Raw genomic sequence first — 20,834 nt, forward strand, 5'->3', positions numbered from 1 at the left:
GGAGATTGGCAGCGCCCACCGTCAATAAATATCGAAGTCGAAATACTTGGCCTGGATCTTCTTGTAGGTGCCGTCGGCGACGATGGCGTCTATCGCCGCGTTGAGCTTGTCGCGAAGTGCCGTGTCCTCCAGGCGGACAGCGATGCCGGCTTGCGTCTCGGTGCCCTTGACGTCACCGACAAGCTTGCAGCAGCCGTCGCTCGCCTTCTTCAGCCAGTCCATCAGCACGAATTTGTCGGAGATGACGGCGTCGAGACGGCCGTTCTGCAAGTCGGTGATCGCCTCTTCCTGGGTGGGGTAGAGTTTCGCCTCGGCGCCGGCCTTGCCATAGGCGTCCTGCGCATAGTCGGCCTGAGTGGTCGAGGCCTGCGCGCCCACCGTCTTGCCGGCAAGGGCTGCCGGTTCGGTGGAAGTGAGGTCGCTGTCCTTCGGCGCCACCAGCGCCAGCGGCGTCGTGTAGTATTTGTTGGTGAAGGCGACCTGTTTCTTGCGCTCCTCGGTGATGCTCATCGAGGCGATGATGGCGTCGAACTTTTTCGCCTGCAGCGCCGGGATGATGCCGTCCCAGTCCTGGGTGACGATCTCGCACTCGACCTTCATCTGCGCACACAGCGCATTGGCAATGTCGATGTCGAAGCCCTCGATCTTGCCGTCCGCGGTGATGGTGTTGAAGGGCGGATAGGCGCCCTCGGTGCCGATCTTCAATTTCTCCTGCGCCTCAGCCAGCGAGCCGGCCGATATCACCAGCATGGCAGCGCTCGCTGCCGATATGATCCATCTTGAAATCTGCATTTCGGTTCCCCTTGCGCGCCGTTCTCTTGCCGGCCACCGAAAGGCAGCCAAGCATGGTGAGGCAGCGCAGGCAAGTATTTTGCCTGACGGTGATCGAAGGTTCAGCCGGCGGGGCGGAAATGCTTGGAGAGCTTGAGGCCTTGCGCCTGGTAATTCGAGCCGAGATCGGTGCCGTAAAGCGCCTGCGGCCGCTTCAGCATGTGTTCGTAGACCAGCCGGCCGACGATCTGGCCGTGGTCGAGGATGAACGGCACTTCGTGGCTGCGCACTTCGAGCACCGCCCGGCTGCCGGTGCCGCCTGAGGCCGAATGGCCGAAGCCCGGATCGAAGAAGCCGGCATAGTGAACACGGAATTCGCCAACCAGCGGATCGAAGGGCGTCATCTCGGCGGCGTAGAGCGGCGGCACGTGCACGGCTTCGCGGCTGACCAGGATGTAGAACTCGTCCGGGTCGAGCACCAGTTCGCCGGCGCCGCTCTTATAGAGCGGCTCCCAGAAATCGACGGCATCCTGGGCGGCGCGCTTGTCGACATCGACCAAGCCGGTGTGATGCTTGCCGCGATAGCCGACCAGGCCGTTCTGGTCGCCGTCAAGATCGATCGACAGCGCAATGCCGCCGCCGGAAATGTTGGGCGGCTCGGTCGCCACCAGCATCTCGGCGCGGTGCAATTCGTTCAGTTCTGCCTCCGACAACAGCGCGTTGCCGGTGCGAAAGCGGATCTGCGACAGCCTCGATCCGGCGCGTACGACGATCGGGAAGGTGCGCGGACTGACTTCGAGATAAAGCGGCCCGTGATAGCCGGGGGCGATCTTGTCGAACTCATGGCCGCGATCGGTCATCACCCGGGTGAAGATGTCGAGCCGGCCGGTCGAGCTCTTCGGGTTGGCCGAGGCCGACACGTTTGCGGGCAGCGCCAGGCTTTCGAGCAGCGGCACGATGTAGACGCAGCCGGTTTCCAGCACCGCGCCCTCGGCGAGACTGAACTCATGCAATTTCAGCCGGTGAAGCTTGTCGGCCACCAGATGATCGGGACCCGGCAGGAAGGAGGCGCGCACGCGAAAAGCCTTGTCGCCGAGCCTGAGATCGAGGCTCGCCGGCTGCACCTGGTCGACATCGAGCGCGCGCGGCGACTTCAGCGCGCCGGACTGAAACAGCGCGGAAATGTCCTGATCGGGAAGAATGCCTGTCTGCCGCAAAAGGCTGGCTCCGCTCCAAGGTCGGTCTCTTTGTGGCAGGTTCTTGCCGCAAAACCGCTGGATATTATTGCGGAACCTGCCTGGTACAAACCTCTTAATGAAGCCGGCAATTGACGCAAGCGCAGGTGAGGTCTAAAGGGTCGTTATCCCGTGGTGATTTGGCCGGTCGGCTTGCAGCCACGTTAAACAAGTCGCTAAAGGACCGTCGGGCCGCAAGGCCATATGGACCGGTTGCGACTTTCGCGGCCGGTTTTTTTGTGTCTGGAACAAAAGCGATGAGCACCAAGAAGCGTAACTGGAAACCTCAGACCGCACTCGTGCACGGGGGAACGCTGCGTTCCCAGTTCGGCGAGACGTCCGAAGCGATGTACCTCACCCAAGGCTATGTCTACGAGACGGCGCAGGCTGCCGAGGCCCGTTTCAAGGGCGAGGAGCCGGGCTTCATCTATTCGCGCTATGCCAACCCTACCGTCGACATGTTCGAAAAGCGCATGTGCGCGCTGGAGGGTGCCGAAGATGCGCGCGCCACGGCGTCCGGCATGGCGGCGGTGACGGCAGCGCTCCTGTGCAGCGCCAAGGCCGGCGACCATATCGTTGCGGCGCGCGCGCTGTTCGGCTCCTGCCGCTGGGTGGTGGAGACGCTGGCGCCGAAATACGGCATCGAGGCAACGCTGGTCGACGGCACCGACATCGCCAACTGGGAAAAGGCGGTGCGGCCGAACACGAAACTGTTCTTCCTGGAAAGCCCGACCAATCCGACGCTGGAAGTGGTCGACATTGCAGCGGTGGCGGCGCTCGCCACCTCGATCGGCGCCAGGCTGATCGTCGACAATGTCTTCGCCACGCCCTTGCAGCAGAAGCCCTTGCAGCTCGGCGCCCATATCGTCGTCTACTCCGCGACCAAGCACATTGACGGCCAGGGACGCTGTCTCGGCGGCATCATCCTGTCCGACAAGAAATGGATCGACGAGAATTTGCACGACTATTTCCGCCACACCGGCCCGAGCCTGTCGCCGTTCAACGCCTGGACGCTGCTCAAGGGCCTGGAGACGCTGCCGGTTCGGGTGCGCCAGCAGACTGAAAGCGCGGCCAAGATCGCGGATTTCCTGGCAGGACGGCCGGAAATCGCCCGCGTCATCTATCCCGGCCGCGCCGACCACCCGCAGGCCGACATCGTCAAGAAGCAGATGACAGGCGGATCGACGCTGATCTGCCTCGACGTCAAGGGCGGCAAGCAGGCGGCCTTCGCCTTGCAGAACGCGCTCGACATCGTGCTGATCTCCAACAATCTCGGCGACGCCAAGAGCCTGATCACCCATCCGGCGACCACCACGCACAAGAACCTCAGCGACGAAGCTCGCGCCGAGCTTGGCATCGGGCCGGGAACGCTCAGGCTGTCGGTCGGTCTTGAGGATACGGACGATCTGCTGGAGGACGTTGCGCAGGCGCTGAAGGCAGCCGGATAGGCCGCGAGGCGTCACGCTCCCGACGAAACCTCTTCCAGTTCGGCCGTCTTGGTGCCGATGGTCATGATGTTGCCGCGCCAGTCGACGGCGCCGCTCAGCCAGCCGCGCGCCCAGATGGCGGGAAGCATCATGTCGCGCACCATCATCGCCGGGACCATGCGCAGCGACAGGTGCCAGCCCTTGGCCGCGGCCAGCGCGCATTCGGGAATGTAGGCCGCCGTCAGCACGGCCAACACCGTGGCCGGCAGGCTGATGCCGGCACTTGCGGCCGCCACCAGCGCCAACGCCAACGGCACGGCGACGCCGGTCAGGATCTCGGGTGCGAAAAACAGCGGGAAAGTGACGCGGCGCAACCGCGCCCAGCGCGCCTGGCGCGACCAGATGTCGGCAAGTCGGCGCTGCCCCAGTGGTTGCTCGAAAGGCGAGGCAACGAGATTGACGCGCAGGCCCAGTCCGTTGACCAGCTTGGTTGCAGCAGCATCCTCGGCGATCTCGGCGGCCAGCGCGCGGATACCGCCACTGGTATCGAGCATCGGCTTGTTCCACAGCATGCTCTTGCCTTGGGCAAAGCCGAGACCGAGCGCCTCGCCGGCATATTGCCAGCGCGCCTGCAGCGTGTTGAGGAACGCGCATTCGACCTCGGCCCAGAAGCCATCCGGCCGAGAGCCGATCGGCGTCGAGCAGATAAGCCCGGTATTGGTCCGCCAGGCCGCCATCATGTGCTGGACGTAATCCCTAGGCATCAGCACGTTGGAATCCGCGAGAATAACCCAATGATAGAGCGCCGCTTCCCAGCCCTTGACGCAGTTGTTGAGCTTCGGGTTGCTGCTGACGCGGTCGTCGCCGATCAGCAGCCGGGCCGGCACGTTGGGAAACAGGACGATCGCCCTGTTTATCAGTTTGACGACGGGATCGTCGGCGTGAGCGACGCAGAAGATCAGTTCGTAGCGCGGCCAGTCGAGCGAGAAGGCTCGCTGCAGCGTCTCTTGTGTGAACGGCTCCACGCCGCGCGACGGCACGACGATCGAGACCGGTGGCTGCTCGTTGGACGGCGGAGGGATGAGACGGCGCGCTTTCAGCTTCGACGATGCAAGCAGGATGCTGGCGAGATTCGAAAGAAGCAAAGCGGAGGAAGCGAAAGCGGCTGTGAGAGCTGGTTCCATCGAGATCTGGTCACTCCGGAAAGGCCGCTCGCGGCTGCTTCGTCAGTCGACAGATGGGCCTTGAGTCGCCGGCAAGGTTTGCGCACACCAACACTGTCATGTGTCACTTAAATGACATTGTTTGTCGGCACCTCCGCTTTGAGGCTGGCAGGACATGCCGTTGTGCGCGTATCAAACCGCATAGCGCGACAAATGTTCCTTGCCGCGCAACCGGAGCAGCCCATGTATCGCGCCGTCACGCGCAACATCGAAGTGCAGGTCAGACCGTTCTACCTGGAGGACCGCTCGGACCCGGCGGAGAACCGTTATGTCTGGGGCTACCAGGTGACGATCGACAACCAGTCGGACGATTTCGTGCAGCTTATGTCGCGTTACTGGCACATCACCGACGGCAGCGGCCGGATCGAGGAAGTGCGCGGCGCCGGCGTGGTCGGCGACCAGCCTGAGCTCAATCCCGGCGACAGCTATCAATACACGTCAGGCTGCCCGCTCTCGACGCCCTCCGGCTTCATGGTCGGCCACTACACCATGCGCAACAAAAAGGGCGAGACGTTCGACGTCGCTATTCCCGCGTTTTCGCTGGATCTGCCGGGGACGCGGCGGACGGTGAATTAGGGGTTTTCTCCCCATCTCTATACGGGGAGAAATGCCCGGCAGTGCAACGAGGGGCGCCGCCGGACTCATGAGGTTATCTTCCACGCACATGACGTAGGCTATGCGCGGCCATTCACCAAAGTTCGCGCTGCCCCTCATCCGCCCTTCGGGCACCTTCTCCCCGTGAACGGGGAGAAGGAAGAGATGCTACTGAGCTGCAAACTCCGCCGGGTCGAAGTCGTACTGCTTCGAGCAGAACTCGCAGGCGACGTGGATGCCGCCATCTTCGATGCTGTCCTTGATCTCCTGCGCGGAAAACCCCTCGAGGATGCCGCGTATCTTGTCCCTTGAGCAGGAACATTGGTCGGCGACCGGCACGCCGCCGAAGACGCGCACACCATGTTCGTGGAACAGCCTGTAGAGCAGCCGCTCGGCGCCGATGGTCGGGTCGATCAGCTCGGTCGGCTCGATGGTGCCGAGCAGCGCCACCAGCTCGCGCCACGAATTGTCGGCCGGCTCCTGCGTCACGTCACGCGGATCGCCGTCGCCGCCCGAAATGTCCGGCACGCGCATGCGCTCGGGTGACTGCGGCAGGAACTGCGCCAGGATACCGCCGGCGCGCCACTGCTCGCGCGCACCGCCGGGGCCGGGCGTCAGCAGCTTGGCCACCGACAGCCGGAGGTCGGTCGGGATCTGCTCCGACTGGCGGAAATAGGTGCGCGCGGCGTCTTCCAGCGTCTCGCCGTCGAGTTGGACGATGCCCTGATAGCGCTGCGTGTGCGCGCCCTGGTCGATGGTCAGCGCCAAAACGCCGCTGCCCAGCAGCGTCTGCTGCGAGGTCTGGCCTGCGGCCACCAGGGCCTCCAGCCGGTCGGCATCGAAGCGCGCATAGGCGCGCAATGCCGAGGGCGTGGAGAAATCCGCGACCAGCATGTCGACAGGCCCGTCGGTGCGGGTCTGCAGGATGAACTTGCCTTCGAATTTGAGCGAAGTGCCGAGCAGCACCGTCAGCACACAGGCTTCCGCCAGCAGGCGGGCGACCGGCTCGGGATAGTCGTGACGGTTGAGGATGGCGTCGAGCATCGGCCCGAGTTGCACGGTGCGGCCGCGCACGTCGAGCGGGCCGACCTCGAAGGGTACGACATGATCGTCGCCGGCATAGCCGAACTCGCCGAGTTTGGGGTGATGTTCATTCACTTGATGCGTTTCCAACATGACAAAGCTCCAGGGCGCGGCCATGCGGCCCGGAGGGGTGCATGCGTCCAAACGCGCTTGATTTGCGTGATGGGGCGCAAATAGGCATCGCGCCGCCCCGGATCAAGCGCTTGGAGATCAAGCGCCTGGAGATCAAGCGCCCAGACACCAGGCCAAAACCGCCTTCTGGGCGTGGAGCCGGTTCTCGGCTTCGTCGAAGACAACCGAATGCGGACCGTCGATGACCTCGTCGGTGACTTCCTCACCGCGATGCGCCGGCAGGCAGTGCATGAACAGGGCGTCGGGCTTGGCCCTCGCCATCAGCGCCGCATTGACCTGATAGGGCGAGAAGACATTGTGGCCGCGGGCGCGGTGTTCCTGGCCCATCGACACCCAGCAGTCGGTGACGATGCAGTCGGCCTGGTCGACGGCTTCCTCGGGCGAGCGGGTGAAGTGCAGCTTGCCGCCATTGCTCTTCGACCAGTCGATATGCTTTTGCGCCGGCTCGCTGCCTTCCGGCACGGCGACATTGAGGTTGAAGCGGAACCGCGCCGAGGCCTCGAGCAGCGAATGCAGCACATTGTTGCCGTCGCCGGTCCAGGCGATGGTCTTGCCGGCAACCGGACCGCGATGCTCCTCGAAGGTCATGATGTCGGCCATCAGCTGACAGGGATGGGTGTCGTCGGTCAGCCCGTTGATGACCGGAATCGTGGCATTCTCGGTCAGCTCGAGCAGCCGCTCATGCGACGTGGTGCGGATCATGATGGCGTCCACATAGCGCGACAGCACCTTGGCGGTGTCGGCAATGGTCTCGGAGCGGCCGAGCTGCATTTCGGTGCCGGTCAGCATGATGGTCTCGCCGCCGAGCTGTCGCATGCCGACGTCGAAGGACACGCGCGTGCGCGTCGACGGCTTGTCGAAGATCATGGCCAGCACCTTGCCTTCGAGCGGTTTGGTCCGTTCGCCGGCCTTGAGGCGCGCCTTGCGCACCACCGCATCGTCCAGCATCAGGCGCAGATCGCCTTCGGAAACGGCGGAAAGATCGGTGAAATGGCGAAGGCTCATCGGGAATGGTTCTCGGGATTACTTCGCGGCGGCCGCGGCGATGGCGTCGGTCAGGCCCTTGGCAGCGGCGAGGATGCGATCGAGCGCTTCGCCGATCTCGGCGTCGGTGACGGTCAGCGGCGGCAGCAGACGAATGACGTTGTCGCCGGCCGGCACCGCCAGCAGATGCTGGTCGCGCAGCGCCATGTTGACCTTGGTGTTGGGCATGGCGCATTTCAGGCCAAGCATCAGGCCGCTGCCCCTGATGCCTTCGATGACATCAGGAAATTCGTCGGCGACCGCCGCCAGGCCCTGCTTCATCAGCAATGCCTTGCGCTGGACGTCTTCGAGGAAGCCGTCTTCCAGCACGACGTCGAGCACAGCGTTGCCGACCGCCATGGCCAGCGGATTGCCGCCGAAAGTGGTGCCATGCACGCCTGCCGTCATGCCGACGACAGCGTCGTCGGTGGCGAGGCACGCGCCCATCGGGAAGCCGCCGCCAATGCCCTTGGCAATCGCCATGATGTCGGGCGTCACGCCGGTCCATTCATGCGCGAACAGCTTTCCGGTGCGACCGATACCGCACTGGACCTCATCGAAGATCAGCAGCAGGCCATGCTGGTCGCAGAGCTGCCGCAGCCGCTTCAAGGATTGCGTCGGCACCGGGCGGATGCCGCCCTCGCCCTGTACCGGTTCGATCAGGATCGCGGCGGTCTCTGGTGTGATCGCCTTCTCGGCGGCGTCGATGTCGTCGAAGCCGACCTGGTCGAAGCCTTCGACCTTGGGGCCGAAGCCTTCGAGATATTTGTACTGGCCGCCGGCGGCGATGGTCGCCAGCGTGCGGCCGTGGAAGGCGCCTTCGAAGGTAATGACCCGGAAGCGCTCGGGATGGCCCTTGACGAACTGGTAGCGCCGCGCCGTCTTGATCGCGCATTCGAGCGCCTCGGCGCCGGAATTGGTGAAGAACACCTTGTCGGCGAAGGTGGCGTCAGCCAGCCGCTCGCCGAGCCGGGCCTGCCCCGGGATCTCGTAGAGATTGGAGACGTGCCAGAGCTTGGCCGCCTGTTCGGTCAGCGCCGAGACCAGATGCGGATGGCTGTGGCCCAACGAATTGACCGCGATGCCGCCAGCGAAATCGAGATATCGCTCGCCCTTGTCGGTAACCAGCCAGGTGCCTTCGCCATGATCGAAGGCCAAAGGGGCGCGGGCAAAGGTCTCGTAAAGCGCCGAACCGCTCATTATATGCGTCTCCGGTACCGGAAAAATCAAAAAAGCCGCCAAAGCGGCGGCCTTTGCGGCTTATCGTGTTTTTCGGCCATGAAGTCAACGAAAACGTCGTGCAGAGGCGCGTGGCCAGCTCCCGACGAGACGCCGGCTCATAAGCGACCGGGCAAGTTGGGGAAAACCTAAAAAACCGATTCGTGTTGCACCTGGGACTCTTGTCACCGAGTCAACACATGAGGTAATTGTAGTCGGGAAATAACTAGATTTCGTGCGGCGGACCTAATCACCTAATATATGTGGTGTCTGCCCCGGCAAAGATTGCCGGGTCGGGAACGGATTCCGGCTGCCGCACACATAGCAGGAGCGCGGTCTCATGAACTGGACTGACGAGCGGGTCGAACTTCTCAGGAAACTGTGGTCGGAGGGCTTGAGCGCAAGCCAGATCGCCGCACAACTCGGCGGGGTCAGCCGCAACGCGGTCATCGGCAAGGTGCACCGGCTGAAGCTGTCGGGCCGCGGACGCTCGACCGCGACGCCGGCGCGTCAGAAGAAGACAACGCAGGGATCTTCGATCCAGAAATCGGTGCCTCGCGCCGCAACCACGCAGCGCCATGTCACGACTTCGATCGGGGCGAACGCACTGCAGGCGCAGTTCGACGCCGAGCCGGTGGCGCGCCACTACATCCGCCCGGTCGAAAACGTCGTCGTGCCGATCTCGCGGCATCTGCAGCTCACCGATCTCACCGAGCGCACCTGCAAATGGCCGAATGGCGATCCGCTATCGGAAGACTTCAACTTCTGCGGCAACGAGGCGGCTGAAACCGGACCTTACTGCAAGTACCACGCAAGGGTGGCGTTCCAGCCGGCTTCAGAGCGGCGCAGGAGCCGGTAGTTAGGAATAGGGATTGGGGACTGGGCAGTAGGGAATGGGGTAGCGCTCGTGAGGCGCTACCTTATTCTGCCTACTGCCTACTGCCTACTGCCTACCATCACAGCCACCCACTCTTCCGAAATCGCCAATACAAAAACGAGCAGATCAGCGCGATCGAGACCAATACGACGGGATAGCCGTATTGCATCTTCAGTTCCGGCATGTCGTCGAAATTCATGCCGTAAATGCCGGCGAGCGCCGTCGGCACCGCCAGGATCGCCGCCCATGAGGCCAGCTTCTTGGTGTTCGCGGTTTCCTGGCTCTGGCCGACCAGCAGGCTGGCTTCGAAAGCGAACGCCAGAACCTCGCGCAGGCTGTCGATCTTTTCCTGCACGGTCCGGATATGGTCGGTGACATCGCGAAACAGCGGATGCATTGCGGTATGGATCTGCGGCAGTTCGGCGCTGGTCAGCCGGCGGCAGACCTCGACCAGCGGCAGCGCCGCATTGCGCAGGCGCAACAGATCGCGGCGCAGCATATAGAGCCGCTCGATGTCGGGACCGGTCATCGGCTTCAGCAGCACCCTGTCCTCGATCGCCTCGACCTCGTCCTCGATCTGCTCTAGCACCGGCATGTAGTTGTCGACGATGAAGTCGAGGATGGCGTAGAGGACGAAATCCTCGCCCTTGGCCAGTGAGTGCGGACAGCTTTCCCAGTGCTGGCGCACGGCGGCGTATGAGGTCGAGGGACCATGCCTGACGCTGACGATATAGCCTGAGCCGACGAACAGATGCGTCTCGCCGAAGGTGACGCGTCCGTCGATCAGCTGTGCAGTGCGGGCAACGATGAACAGTGCATCGCCATATTGCTCGATCTTCGGCCGCTGGTGCGGATGTTCGGCGTCTTCGATCGCCAGTTCGTGCAGATGAAATTGCGCCTTGACGCGCAGCAGAAGCTCGCGGTCGGGTTCGAGCAGCCCGATCCAGACGACATGGCCCGACTTCTTGGCCCATTCGCCGGCTTCCTCGATCGGTATGTCGGCGATGCGCTTGCCGGCGGTGTAGACGCTCGACGCGATGATGCCGGACGATGCCGGCGCCGGCTTGAACTCTCGGACATATTCCATCGCAGCCTCCTGAGCGCCTGGCCTTGGCCAGGAACCGAGACGCTAACATCCGGGCAGTTTAGCGCAATATGATTAAGCGTTCGAGGGGCGCGATCACTTCACCGGCAGCACCGGCAGGGCAACCTTGTCGGTCTTGTCGCCCTTGGGACGCTCGGCCGGCAACTGCTCGCCGGTGACGATGTAGTAGATCGTCTCGGCAATGTTGGTGGCGTGGTCGCCGATGCGCTCGATGTTCTTGGCGCAAAACAGCAGATGCGTGCACGGCGTGATGTTGCGCGGATCTTCCATCATGTAGGTCAAAAGCTCGCGAAACAGCGAGGTGTACATGGCGTCGATCTGGTCGTCGCGGTCGCGAACGAAGCCTATTTTCTCGACCGAGCGCGAGGCATAGACGTCGAGCACTTCCTTGAGCTGGGTCAAAGCGAGTTCGGCAAGCGTCTCGAGGCCGCGAAACAGGCTGGTCGGCTGGCGGCCGTCAATGACGCTGACCACACGCTTGGCGACATTCTTGGCGAGGTCACCGACCCGTTCGAGGTCGGCCGAAATGCGGATGGCGCCGACGATCTCGCGCAGATCCGTCGCCATGGGCTGGCGCTTGGCGATGATGACGATGGCTTTGTCGTCGATTTCGCGCTGGCCATCGTCAAGCACGATGTCGTCACGAATGACCTTCTGGGCGAGGCCGGGATCGGCATTGACCAGCGCCTGGATCGCCTGCTCGACCATGCGCTCGGCATGGCCGCCCATCGCAGCGATGCGCTTCGCCAGGTATTTCAGCTCTTCGTCATAGGCGCTGACAATGTGTACGGACTGCATGGGCGAAATGCCTTCCTTAAATCTTTGGCCTTTTGAGTCGTTTCCTCGACCCCTGTGCTGATACGCTAGCCGGATGACAGAAAGAAGAAACAGGCAGTTAGCAGATAGTACCGCCTCAGCCTGCCGGCAAATGGACCGTGAACGCCGCGCCCTTGCCAACCTCCGACTTGATCGAAAGCCGGGCGTTGTGGCGCGTCAGAATATGCTTGACGATGGACAGGCCAAGACCTGTGCCTTTCTGCGTGCGGCTGCTCTCCACGTCGACGCGATAGAAGCGCTCGGTAATGCGCGGTATGTGCTCTTCCGGGATGCCCGGGCCGTAGTCCCTGATGGTTACATCGATGCCCGGTTCCGGGCCGGCCTCGCCCCGCGCGATCGACACCGTGACGCGTCCGCCAGGCTGGCCGTATTTGCAGGCGTTTTCCAAGAGGTTCTCGAACACCTGGAACAGCTCGTCGCGGTCTCCGGGCACGTCGAGCGGCCCCTCGGCGTAGTCGCGTTCGATGACGACGCCGTTCTCGCTGGCGAGCGGGGCTAGTGAATCGATGACGCTGTCGATGGTCTGGCGCAGATCGACCTCGGTTCCCGGCCTCAGGTAAGGCTTCATTTCAAGCCTCGACAGCGACAGGAGATCGTCGATGAGGCGCGCCATGCGGCCGGTCTGGTTCTGCATGATCTGCAGGAACTGCTCGCGCGCCGCCGGATCGTTGCGGGCCGGGCCGCGCAACGTCTCGATGAAGCCCGAGATCGAAGCAAGCGGGGTGCGCAACTCGTGGCTGGCATTGGCTATGAAGTCAGCGCGCATGCGGTCGATTCGGCGCGTCTCACTCTGGTCCTTGAATACCAGCACATAGAGATCGGTGGCGTGGCCGACCGAGGACGCGCTGACCCGGTAGGCGCGTTCCACCGGCAGCTTCTCGGTGTAGTCGACGGCATCGGAGGCGACGGCTCCTGACAGTACGCCGTCCAGCAATGCCTGCATTTCCGGGGCGCGGAATTTCAGCGACAGCGACAGGCCGGGCGCGATGCCGCCAAAGGCGGCATAGGCGGCGGCATTGGCGTGGACGATGGTGGCGGTGCGGTCGAAGATGATCAGCGGATCGGCAACGGCAGCCGCAAGATATTCGCCGGAAAGCCGCTGCAGCCCGCTCGCCTCGACCGTGGTAATGGTCTCAGCAGACCGGCTGGCGCCACCGGTTGGCAGAAGCGCGGCGGCCAGCAGCACCGTCAACGCAGCCAGGACGACATAGGCGGAGATACCGGCAAACCCATAAACGGCCATGATGGCGATCGCACCGGCGGCAAGCAGCCATCGGCTGTTCCACAGCCGGCCGGCGACGGCCTGCCCCGTGGTTGTCCGCTCTGCGCCGGTGTCAGCCATTCGTGCTTTCCGTGCTTCTGCGCCGGTCCCGCCGAAACTTCCGCTGGACCGGGTTTGAGGCCCCCCATAGCATGAGTCCGCAAGCTGGAAAGGTTCGTCTCGATGAAAAAAGCCAAGGAAAGTCCCGCCGCAGAGCCGGCAAAGGGGCCGCTGAAGATCAAGGTGGACGGCAAGGAGCGGGAGTTCGACATCGAAAACCCCGAGCTTCCCAGCTGGATCGAGGACCACAAACTGACCGCAGGCGACTACCCCTACGACAAGAAAATGAAGAGCGAGGAGTATGACGAGACGCTGGAGCGGCTGCAGATCGAACTGGTCAAGGCGCAGGCCTGGCTGCAGGCGACCGGCAGCAGAGTGATGTCGCTGTTCGAGGGGCGCGATGCCGCCGGCAAGGGCGGCACCATCTCGGTGCTGCGCCAGTATCTCAATCCTCGAACCGCGCGCAATGTGGCGCTGACCAAGCCGACCCCAACCGAAGTCGGGCAATGGTACTACCAGCGCTACGTCGCCCATTTCCCGACATCGGGCGAATTCGTCACCTTCGACCGGTCCTGGTACAACCGCGGCGGCGTCGAGCCGGTGATGGGCTTCTGCACACCGGAACAGCATGCAAAATTCCTCGACGAGACGCCGCATTTCGAGCGGATGATCTCCAACGACGGCATCTATTTCTTCAAATTCTGGCTCAACATCGGCCGCGAAACCCAGCTCGAACGGTTTCACGACCGCCGCTGGTCTCCGCTGAAGAACTGGAAGTTCTCGCCGATCGATATTGCCGGCATTACCAAATGGGACGACTACACCAAGGCGCGCGACCAGATGGTCGAGTGCACGCACAAGCAGTTCGCGCCCTGGATCATCGTGCGGGCCAATGATAAGCGACGCTCGCGGCTGGCCGTCATGCGGCGCATCCTGTTGTCGCTGCCCTATGATGGGCGCGATCTCGACGCCATCGGCAAGGAAGACAAAAAGATCGTCGGCGAAGGGCCGTCGTTTCTCGAGAAGTAGAGACTGGCCTCGATAGGCAGAGGCTGAAATTACAGAGCCCACCCCCACACGGAGGTGGGCTCTGTGGCCATTGTCTAAAGCGCGTCGCATTTGAACGGATTCACGCGATGCGCTTTAGGTCTTTGTTTCATGCATGTCGTTCTCTCAAAACCGGGGCCACTTTGAGCGACATGCATTAAAGCGCGTCGGGTGAAGACAGTCTCACGACGCCTGCCGCATGCCGAGCATGTGGGGGGTGCCCCTGGCCAACACCGGGGCGTGATGGTTTCGGCGCGAGCGCACGACATCCAGCGTATGCTCGTTGAAGGTCAGCAGTGTGGCGACGACCTGCTGGTTGCCATAGGTGCGCTGGTAACCGAGCGGCGTCGCCAGGAAGTGCAACTGCAGCGTCCGCAGCACCCACACCGGCTCGACCTCGATAATGACCTGATCGACATTGCGAGCAAGGCCCCATTCGACGAAGCCGGCGATCAGTTCGGTGCCGACCGTAGACACGCCGCGCTTGCCATCGCGAAAGCCTGGCGCCACCGCGTAACGGGTTAGCTCCCAGACATTCGGTCCCGAAGGGCGCTTTCCCTCGCAGAGTTCCGGCATCACATCGCTAAGGAGATGCGGCCGTGTGGTCGGCAGCATCCGATGATAGCCTGCAAGCTCGCCATTGCGTATGACAAGGTGGTGTTCGGCCTCATCATGGTCGAATTGATCGATTTCGAGGCCGTCCGGGCGATCGAGATCGGTCCACCGCATCTCATCGACGAAGACCTTGTAACGCAGGCGATGGACGGCCTCCCATAGGTCGGGACGTTCCATCAGTTGTTGAGTGGTAAGGGAAAATAGCATTAGCCGTCTCCTGGGCTTAAGAGGAAGATACGGCCGGGCTTTCCCGAAAAAATTGCGCGAAGGTGTTGGCAAGGATTTCCAGGCTGCCACAGCCGACATGGCTAATATAGCTGCGTCTAAACGCCTCCGCGATGGCGTGCGCCCTGTTGGCGACGCCGAGTCTGCTTTTGGCGTTAAGAAAGCATTAGCCGTCTCAAGAGGACGACAGGGGCCGGTCTTTTCTGAAGATATGACGCCAACAATGCGGCCATAAATTTCGGGCCGCCAGAACCGGCCTAGCTGATATAGCCGTGCCTGACTGCTTCGGCGACTGCCTGCACACGGTTGGCGGCGCCTAGTTTGCTCTTGGCGTTGAGAAGGTGTTTCTCAGAGGTATGCTCCGAGATGCCGAGGATCTGCGAAATCTCCCACTCGGATTTTCCGACCGCCGCCCATTGCAGGCATTCGCGCTCGCGCGGCGTCAATTCAATGTGATCGATAGATTTGCCGGCCGTCGTTTGAAGCTGCATGGCGCGGCCGATGGCATAGGTGGAGGCCAGCGAGACCATTGCGAATTCGGCTTCGGACAGTTCGACCGCCTCACCGCCCAGCGAGACCAGCGCGATCTGGCCTTCGAGCGTGATCAGCGGGAAGGCGAGGCCGTCACGCAGCTTGAACTGGCGGGCGTCGCGCATTACCTCGGCGCTGCTCTTGTCGGCGGGCATGCTTTGAACGGCATCGCGCCATTGGAATGGCGCCCGAAACTGCTTCAAATGGCTGACGACCGGATCGTGGTCGACGTAGTTGCGCGATAAGTAACGCTCCAGCCATTCGCTAGGCCAATCGCAGAGCAGCACATGGTCCTTCGTCTGGCTGCTTGGTGTACCGGGCTGCGGCACCGTTGCGGCTATCAGGGCCGTCAATCCGAAATTCGAGGTGACACTAAGTAGCTGCTCGCACACCGCAGCCGACGTGTCGGCACGCTGCACCCGGTCAATATATTCAAGTGTCCGGTCAAAATAACCCATCGCAACATCTACCCCATGTTGCCTACCGCTCTTGAGACCGATGCTACGTGCCTGCCCCGCACTTAGCCATCAACCCCGGATTGCAAAGCCACATCCTTAGCTTTTCTAACGCCAGCGACCGCCAACCCCGGGCCGACTCTGTGCGGCTATTTGCAACCTCGCCAAAGCATAACCCGAAATTTGCCCTTTGAAATCAAAAACAATTGTGCCTGCGCCGTTTTCGTATCACAAGCCAACGGCCAAGACGGGCGGAGTTTTTTGTGACATCACGCTGGATAACCATCGCCTTGCTGTCGATGCTGATCGGAGTGCAGCCGTTTGCCGGCGCTGTGCGGGCAGCGGAACCGCAGGTGCCGGTGCTTTGGGATGCCAAGGAGCGGCTGCCGAAGCCGGACCTTGCGGCGCTGCCGAGGCTCAGGTTCCTCACCACAACCGATTTCCCGCCCTTCAATTTTCTCGACGGCACGGGCCGACTGTCCGGCTTCCACATCGACCTGGCGCGGGCGATTTGCGCCGAACTCGACATCGCCGACAAATGCCAGATCCAGGCGCTGCCCTGGGCCGAACTCGACGACGCGTTGCAGAAGGGCGAAGGCGAGGCGATCATCGCCGGCATCGCCGCAACGCCGGAGACGCGGGCGAAGTACAGCTTTTCGCGCTCCTATCTACAGTTTCCGGCGCGCTTCATCATGCCGAAGACCAAGGCCTTCGCCGAGCCGATCCTCGACAAATTGCGCTCGAAGCGGGTCGGCGTGCTGGCCGGCTCGGCGCATGAAAAGATGCTGCGCGATTATTTCGGCACCGTGCAGATCATCCGCTTTCAACGGCCGGAAGACCTCTACAGCGACTTGAAGAGCGCCAAGATCGATGCCGCCTTCGGCGACGGCATGCGCTTTTCCTTCTGGCTGGGCGGCACGGACGCCGCCGGTTGCTGCCGCTTCGCCGGTGGACCCTACCTGGCGCCGGAATATCTGGGGTCCGGCATGACCATTGCCACCCGGGCCAGCGACCCAGCGCTGGCCGCAGCCATGGACTACGCGCTGCAGGAGATATCGGTGAAAGGCACCTTCGCCGAATTCTACCTGCGCTATTTCCCGGTCAGTTTCTTCTGATCCGGTTCCCGGTCAGCTTTTTCTGATCCGGTCCCGGTCAGCTTCCTTTAGGGGCTGGATCAGGTCAGCGTGCGCAGGCGGGCCTTCGCCCCGCGCGCGATGGCTGCGGCGGTCAGCGTGTCGAGATCGAGCTCACGCCGGATCAACTGCAGCACCCGCAATTCCTCCATGCGCATTTCTAGATCGACGGCGGCAACCTCGAAGGCCGCGGCATAGGCGGTGTCGTGCAGCCGTTCGGGCAAAGTCTCGGCGACACGCTCGAGCACGCCTTCCAACCCATCCTTTTCATGCAGCATCTTCTGGCAGTCCTGCGCAATGGCGATCAGCCTGTCCTGCTTGAAATCCTCGAACACCGGCCAGCTGCGGACGACGTCGCCGATGCGCGCCAGTTCGATATCGGTCATGTCGCGATCGGAAGCCGAGGTGATGACCATCAGGTAGATCAGGGCTTCATGGGTGGACGGCAACGGCATTCAAAACTCCTTGATAGTGAGGGTCGAAGGTAGGGACGCCACGGCGCCGTCGCAACGAAAACGCCTGATATCGTTGACGCTCCGCCCTGTCGCGCCTAGAGACCCGGTTGAAAATCTTACCAGCCGCGAAAGCCGGCCATGACTGGAACTTTGACATGACGGGATCAAACATCGCCGATCTCAACCCCGAAATGCTTGCGGCAGCCGCCGAAAGCAAGGCCTGGCCGTTCGAGGAAGCCAAAAAGATCATCGAGCGCTACAAGGGCGGCGACTTCCCGGAGATCGTCCCGTTCGAGACCGGCTACGGCCCGTCGGGCCTGCCGCATATCGGCACGTTCGGCGAGGTCGCGCGCACCTCGATGGTGCGCCATGCCTTTCACGTGCTGACCGGGAACAAGGTCAAGACCAAGCTGCTCTGCTTCTCCGACGATATGGACGGCATGCGCAAGATCCCCGACAATGTGCCGGATCGCGCAGCGCTCGAGCCCTATCTGCATATGCCGCTGTCGGCGGTGCCCAATCCGTTCGGCGGCGACTATCCGAGCTTTGGCGACCACAACAACGCGATGCTGTGCCGCTTCCTCGACACGTTCGGCTTCGACTACGAATTCGCCAGCGCCACGCAGTACTACAAGGCCGGCCGCTTCGATGCGATGCTGGTGCGCGCCGCCGAGCGCTATGAGCAGATCATGGCGGTGATGCTGCCGACGCTGGGGCCGGAGCGGCAGGCAACCTACAGCCCGTTCCTGCCGATCTCGCCGAAGAGCGGGCGCGTGCTCTACGTGCCGATGAAGCATGTCGACGCCAAGGCCGGCAACATCACCTTCGACGATGAGGGCACCGAGACCACGCTTTCGGTGACCGGCGGGAAGGTCAAGCTGCAGTGGAAGCCGGATTTCGGCATGCGCTGGGCAGCGCTCGGCGTCGATTTCGAAATGTTCGGCAAGGACCACCAGACGAACGCGGTGATCTACGACCGCATCTGCAACATTCTCGGCGGGCGCGCGCCCGAGCATTTCGTCTACGAACTGTTCCTGGACGAGAACGGCCAGAAGATCTCGAAGTCGAAGGGCAACGGGCTGACCATCGACGAATGGCTGCGCTACGCGCCGACCGAAAGCCTCGGCCTCTATATGTACCAGCGGCCAAGGCAGGCGAAAAAGCTCTATTTCGACGTCATCCCACGCGCCGTCGACGAGTACTACACCTTCCTCAACGCCTATCCGCGCCAGGACTGGAAGGAGCGGCTGGGCAATCCGGTCTGGCACATGCATGACGGCAAGCCGCCTTCCATCGACATGCCGGTGCCGTTCTCGCTGCTGCTCAACCTGGTCAGCGCCTCCAACGCGCAAAACAAGGATGTGCTGTGGGGCTTCATCTCGCGCCATGCATCTGGCGTGACGCCGGCGACGCATCCCGAACTCGACCAGCTGGTCGGTTTCGCCATCCGCTACTTCGACGATTTCGTGAAGCCGACGAAGACCTTCCGGCCGGCCGACGATGTCGAACGCCTGGCGCTGGAGGCTCTTGGCAACGCGCTTGCTGGCCTGCCGGCCGGCGCCGACGGCGAAGCGATCCAGAACGCTTCGCTCAACGTCGCGCGCAAGATCGAACGCTATCAGGACCATTCGAAGAAGAGCCCGGACGGCGGCCCTGGTGTCTCGGGCGCTTTCTTCCAGATGATCTACCAGGTGCTGATCGGCCAGGAACGCGGACCGCGCTTCGGTTCGTTCGCAGCCCTCTACGGCATCGCCGAAACCCGCGCGCTCATTGAGCGGGCGCTGGCTGGTCAGCTGGCGGCGTAATTTCCGTCCCGGCCGGCGGCGTGTCTATCGCCGGGGCATCGAGGATCGGTTGCGACGCCGTCGGTGCCGCAACAGGCGTTGGCGCCGGTGGCAGGCCGCCAAGATCGGGCGCGGCGCCGAAGACGCCCTTCTTGGCGGCGCGCGCCTTGTCGCCCGCTTCGACATAGGGGCCGCCTGCCGTGGCGCGCGCCCAGCCGTTTTCGACCAGCCACTGGCCGACATCCAGCTTGCCGATGCGGCATTCGGCGGCGATCAGCGCACGGTCGGCCTCCGGCGGCACCTTGCAGGCAACGGCCCGGCCGCGCAGGAAAGACCGGAACGCGGTGCGCGCCCTGATACCGCAAGCCCAGGACTTGCCGCCCTCGGTGCAGGTCTCGTCTTGCCTGACGATGTCGATGCCGGAGACCGTCACGGAATAACCATTGGCTTCGATCAGGCCGGCGGCGGCCGCGACCGGCTGGAACAGTTTTGTTCCTCCCCAGTCGTCGACCGCTCTGCGCCCACGCGGCTTGGGCGGCCCGGCCAGCGCCAGGTCGCTCAGCGGCGCGCGTGGCTCAACCCGTTCAAGTTCTTCTACCGGCAGCGGCGGCGGAGCGATGGCCTCGGGATCGATCGCCCTCGAATGCACCTGAGGCGAGTGCATCGGAGGCTTGACGGGCTGGACCTCGGGGATCGCCGACGTCGCCGGCTCCTCGGGCACGGCCTCGGTGTCCGGGTCGATCTGGTCGACAGTAATGGCGGGGCCGTCGCGATGCAGCGCGCGACCGCCGGCGACGACAATGGCGACCATCACCGGGATCGCCAGGAGGGCTATGAGGATTTGAAGCAGACGCACCGCGAGACCTACTGGCTTGCCCAGACGATCCGCGCCACCCATTCGACATCGCGCATCGCGATGTCGCGGTCCGGATGGTCGGGGTTGAGCGAGATCAGCACGATCGATTTCGTCGTCTGGCGGTCGAGCACCTTGGCCATGACTTCGCCGGCATTGGTCTTGACGACGACGCGGTCGCCCTTGCGGGTAGCGGCGCCCGGCTCGACGATCAGCACATCGCCATTGCGGTAGAGCGGCAGCATGGAATCGCCCTGCACCTTCAACGCATAGGAGGTTTCGGTCGCCCGTGCCGGAAGCTCGACAAGGTCCCAGCCCTGGCCGGAGGGATAGCCGGCATCATCGAAGAAGCCGCCGGCGCCGGCCTGGGCAAAGCCGAGCAAAGGCACCGCCGAACGCTGCGCGGCTACCGAGCCCGAAGCGGCCTTGGCACGGCCTTCGACCAGCCCGGTGAATTCGTCGAGCGAGGCGCCGGTCGCCTCGATGATCTTGGCCAGCGATTCGGTCGACGGCCAGCGCGGCCGCCCATCCGAGGACAGCCGCTTCGACTTGTTGAAAGCGGTGGAGTCCAGACCGGCTCGCCGGGCCAGGCCGGAGGCCGACAACGAATAGCGCTCGGCGAGAGCGTCGATGGCTGCCCAAACTCGGTCATGCGAGAGCAATTCGCTCTCCTCAAAACAGGAAAAAATACCTTTTCCTTCTAACGCTCGGTTATCCGATTGTCCACCGGCGCGCGGCCCGATCTCTCAAAAAGCTGCGTGCGGCGAAGTCGTCATGGATGCCTCAAACTGCCTTGGGCAGGCTGCGCAATCCCTGGTGGGAGGTCATGCAAACCCGCTCGGCCTCGGTCGGCGGTCGCGGTTGAACGGAGCGGGCAAGCGTCCTATCGG

20 protein-coding genes and 1 riboswitch are annotated in these 20,834 nt (G+C 63.1%); of the genes, 6 read left to right on the forward strand and 14 right to left on the reverse strand.

Annotation, left to right across the window (positions count from 1 at the left end):
• Positions 1–21: 21 nt before the first annotated feature.
• Both NKI96_RS16055 and NKI96_RS16060 read right to left on the reverse strand, forming a co-directional pair.
• Positions 22–792 carry an ABC transporter substrate-binding protein gene (locus NKI96_RS16055; RefSeq protein WP_023699518.1) on the reverse strand — a complete coding sequence of 257 codons (771 nt, stop codon included), beginning with the start codon at positions 790–792 and terminating at the stop codon, positions 22–24.
• 101 nt (positions 793–893) lie between these two features.
• A complete protein-coding gene (locus tag NKI96_RS16060) occupies positions 894–1,988 on the reverse strand; it encodes a 2'-deoxycytidine 5'-triphosphate deaminase (protein ID WP_023699517.1) in 1,095 nt (364 codons plus the stop codon).
• A gap of 140 nt (positions 1,989–2,128) precedes the next feature.
• Positions 2,129–2,206: riboswitch (SAM riboswitch) on the forward strand.
• 57 nt (positions 2,207–2,263) lie between these two features.
• On the opposite strand from NKI96_RS16060, the gene NKI96_RS16065 reads away from it, so the two are divergent.
• Positions 2,264–3,454, forward strand: a complete 1,191-nt coding sequence (locus NKI96_RS16065; protein WP_023669633.1) for an O-succinylhomoserine sulfhydrylase — start codon at positions 2,264–2,266, stop codon at positions 3,452–3,454.
• Between the two features lie 11 nt (positions 3,455–3,465).
• Here the strand turns inward: NKI96_RS16065 and NKI96_RS16070 are convergent, their stop codons facing one another.
• On the reverse strand, positions 3,466–4,617 hold the full coding sequence (locus tag NKI96_RS16070) for a ceramide glucosyltransferase (RefSeq protein WP_352805158.1): 1,152 nt from the start codon (positions 4,615–4,617) through the stop codon (positions 3,466–3,468).
• 222 nt (positions 4,618–4,839) lie between these two features.
• On the opposite strand from NKI96_RS16070, the gene apaG reads away from it, so the two are divergent.
• Positions 4,840–5,232 (forward strand): Co2+/Mg2+ efflux facilitator ApaG/CorD, encoded by a 393-nt coding sequence (gene apaG / locus NKI96_RS16075; protein ID WP_023681948.1) that lies wholly within the window; start codon positions 4,840–4,842, stop codon positions 5,230–5,232.
• 186 nt (positions 5,233–5,418) lie between these two features.
• On the opposite strand, the gene NKI96_RS16080 is transcribed toward apaG, so the two are convergent.
• The 3 genes from NKI96_RS16080 to NKI96_RS16090 form a co-directional block, all read right to left on the reverse strand.
• Positions 5,419–6,450: an Hsp33 family molecular chaperone gene (locus NKI96_RS16080; protein WP_031198230.1), complete on the reverse strand. Its 1,032-nt coding sequence runs from the start codon at positions 6,448–6,450 to the stop codon at positions 5,419–5,421.
• 108 nt (positions 6,451–6,558) lie between these two features.
• Positions 6,559–7,470, reverse strand: coding sequence for an ornithine carbamoyltransferase (argF, locus tag NKI96_RS16085; RefSeq protein WP_023669629.1), 912 nt, complete (start codon positions 7,468–7,470; stop codon positions 6,559–6,561).
• A gap of 18 nt (positions 7,471–7,488) precedes the next feature.
• On the reverse strand, positions 7,489–8,688 hold the full coding sequence (locus NKI96_RS16090; RefSeq protein ID WP_352805161.1) for an aspartate aminotransferase family protein: 1,200 nt from the start codon (positions 8,686–8,688) through the stop codon (positions 7,489–7,491).
• Between the two features lie 358 nt (positions 8,689–9,046).
• On the opposite strand from NKI96_RS16090, the gene NKI96_RS16095 reads away from it, so the two are divergent.
• Positions 9,047–9,565: a GcrA family cell cycle regulator gene (locus tag NKI96_RS16095; RefSeq protein WP_023669627.1), complete on the forward strand. Its 519-nt coding sequence runs from the start codon at positions 9,047–9,049 to the stop codon at positions 9,563–9,565.
• Positions 9,566–9,662: 97 nt separating this feature from the next.
• Here NKI96_RS16095 and NKI96_RS16100 read toward each other — a convergent pair whose 3' ends face one another.
• The 3 genes from NKI96_RS16100 to NKI96_RS16110 all read right to left on the reverse strand — a co-directional run bounded on the left by NKI96_RS16100 (position 9,663) and on the right by NKI96_RS16110 (position 12,867).
• Positions 9,663–10,670 carry a magnesium and cobalt transport protein CorA gene (locus tag NKI96_RS16100; protein ID WP_023692534.1) on the reverse strand — a complete coding sequence of 336 codons (1,008 nt, stop codon included), beginning with the start codon at positions 10,668–10,670 and terminating at the stop codon, positions 9,663–9,665.
• Positions 10,671–10,763: 93 nt separating this feature from the next.
• Positions 10,764–11,486, reverse strand: a complete 723-nt coding sequence (phoU, locus tag NKI96_RS16105; protein WP_352805164.1) for a phosphate signaling complex protein PhoU — start codon at positions 11,484–11,486, stop codon at positions 10,764–10,766.
• Between the two features lie 115 nt (positions 11,487–11,601).
• Entirely contained in the window at positions 11,602–12,867 is a 1,266-nt protein-coding gene (locus tag NKI96_RS16110; RefSeq protein ID WP_352805167.1) for an ATP-binding protein, read from the reverse strand.
• Between the two features lie 102 nt (positions 12,868–12,969).
• Between NKI96_RS16110 and ppk2 the strand changes: the two genes are divergently transcribed.
• Positions 12,970–13,875: a polyphosphate kinase 2 gene (gene ppk2, locus NKI96_RS16115; protein ID WP_352768390.1), complete on the forward strand. Its 906-nt coding sequence runs from the start codon at positions 12,970–12,972 to the stop codon at positions 13,873–13,875.
• A gap of 201 nt (positions 13,876–14,076) precedes the next feature.
• Here the strand turns inward: ppk2 and NKI96_RS16120 are convergent, their stop codons facing one another.
• Both NKI96_RS16120 and NKI96_RS16125 read right to left on the reverse strand, forming a co-directional pair.
• The gene (locus NKI96_RS16120; RefSeq protein ID WP_023681954.1) at positions 14,077–14,715 is read right to left on the reverse strand and encodes an acyl-homoserine-lactone synthase; all 639 of its coding nucleotides are present in this window, start codon (positions 14,713–14,715) and stop codon (positions 14,077–14,079) included.
• A gap of 275 nt (positions 14,716–14,990) precedes the next feature.
• The gene (locus tag NKI96_RS16125) at positions 14,991–15,722 is read right to left on the reverse strand and encodes a helix-turn-helix transcriptional regulator (protein ID WP_023669621.1); all 732 of its coding nucleotides are present in this window, start codon (positions 15,720–15,722) and stop codon (positions 14,991–14,993) included.
• Between the two features lie 296 nt (positions 15,723–16,018).
• Here NKI96_RS16125 and NKI96_RS16130 point away from each other — a divergent pair, with 296 nt between their 5' ends.
• Entirely contained in the window at positions 16,019–16,834 is an 816-nt protein-coding gene (locus tag NKI96_RS16130; protein ID WP_050586840.1) for an ABC transporter substrate-binding protein, read from the forward strand.
• A gap of 59 nt (positions 16,835–16,893) precedes the next feature.
• Here NKI96_RS16130 and NKI96_RS16135 read toward each other — a convergent pair whose 3' ends face one another.
• On the reverse strand, positions 16,894–17,307 hold the full coding sequence (locus NKI96_RS16135; RefSeq protein WP_023688697.1) for a tellurite resistance TerB family protein: 414 nt from the start codon (positions 17,305–17,307) through the stop codon (positions 16,894–16,896).
• Between the two features lie 155 nt (positions 17,308–17,462).
• Here NKI96_RS16135 and NKI96_RS16140 point away from each other — a divergent pair, with 155 nt between their 5' ends.
• Positions 17,463–19,112, forward strand: coding sequence for a lysine--tRNA ligase (locus tag NKI96_RS16140; protein WP_352805170.1), 1,650 nt, complete (start codon positions 17,463–17,465; stop codon positions 19,110–19,112).
• Here the strand turns inward: NKI96_RS16140 and NKI96_RS16145 are convergent.
• Both NKI96_RS16145 and NKI96_RS16150 read right to left on the reverse strand, forming a co-directional pair.
• Positions 19,075–19,947 (reverse strand): thermonuclease family protein, encoded by an 873-nt coding sequence (locus tag NKI96_RS16145; RefSeq protein WP_352805173.1) that lies wholly within the window; start codon positions 19,945–19,947, stop codon positions 19,075–19,077. The genes NKI96_RS16140 and NKI96_RS16145 overlap by 38 nt on opposite strands.
• 8 nt (positions 19,948–19,955) lie before the next feature.
• A complete protein-coding gene (locus NKI96_RS16150; RefSeq protein WP_023681959.1) occupies positions 19,956–20,606 on the reverse strand; it encodes a S24 family peptidase in 651 nt (216 codons plus the stop codon).
• Positions 20,607–20,834: the final 228 nt, after the last annotated feature.

It is taken from the genome of Mesorhizobium sp. M0292, assembly GCF_040321695.1.
GTDB lineage: Bacteria > Pseudomonadota > Alphaproteobacteria > Rhizobiales > Rhizobiaceae > Mesorhizobium.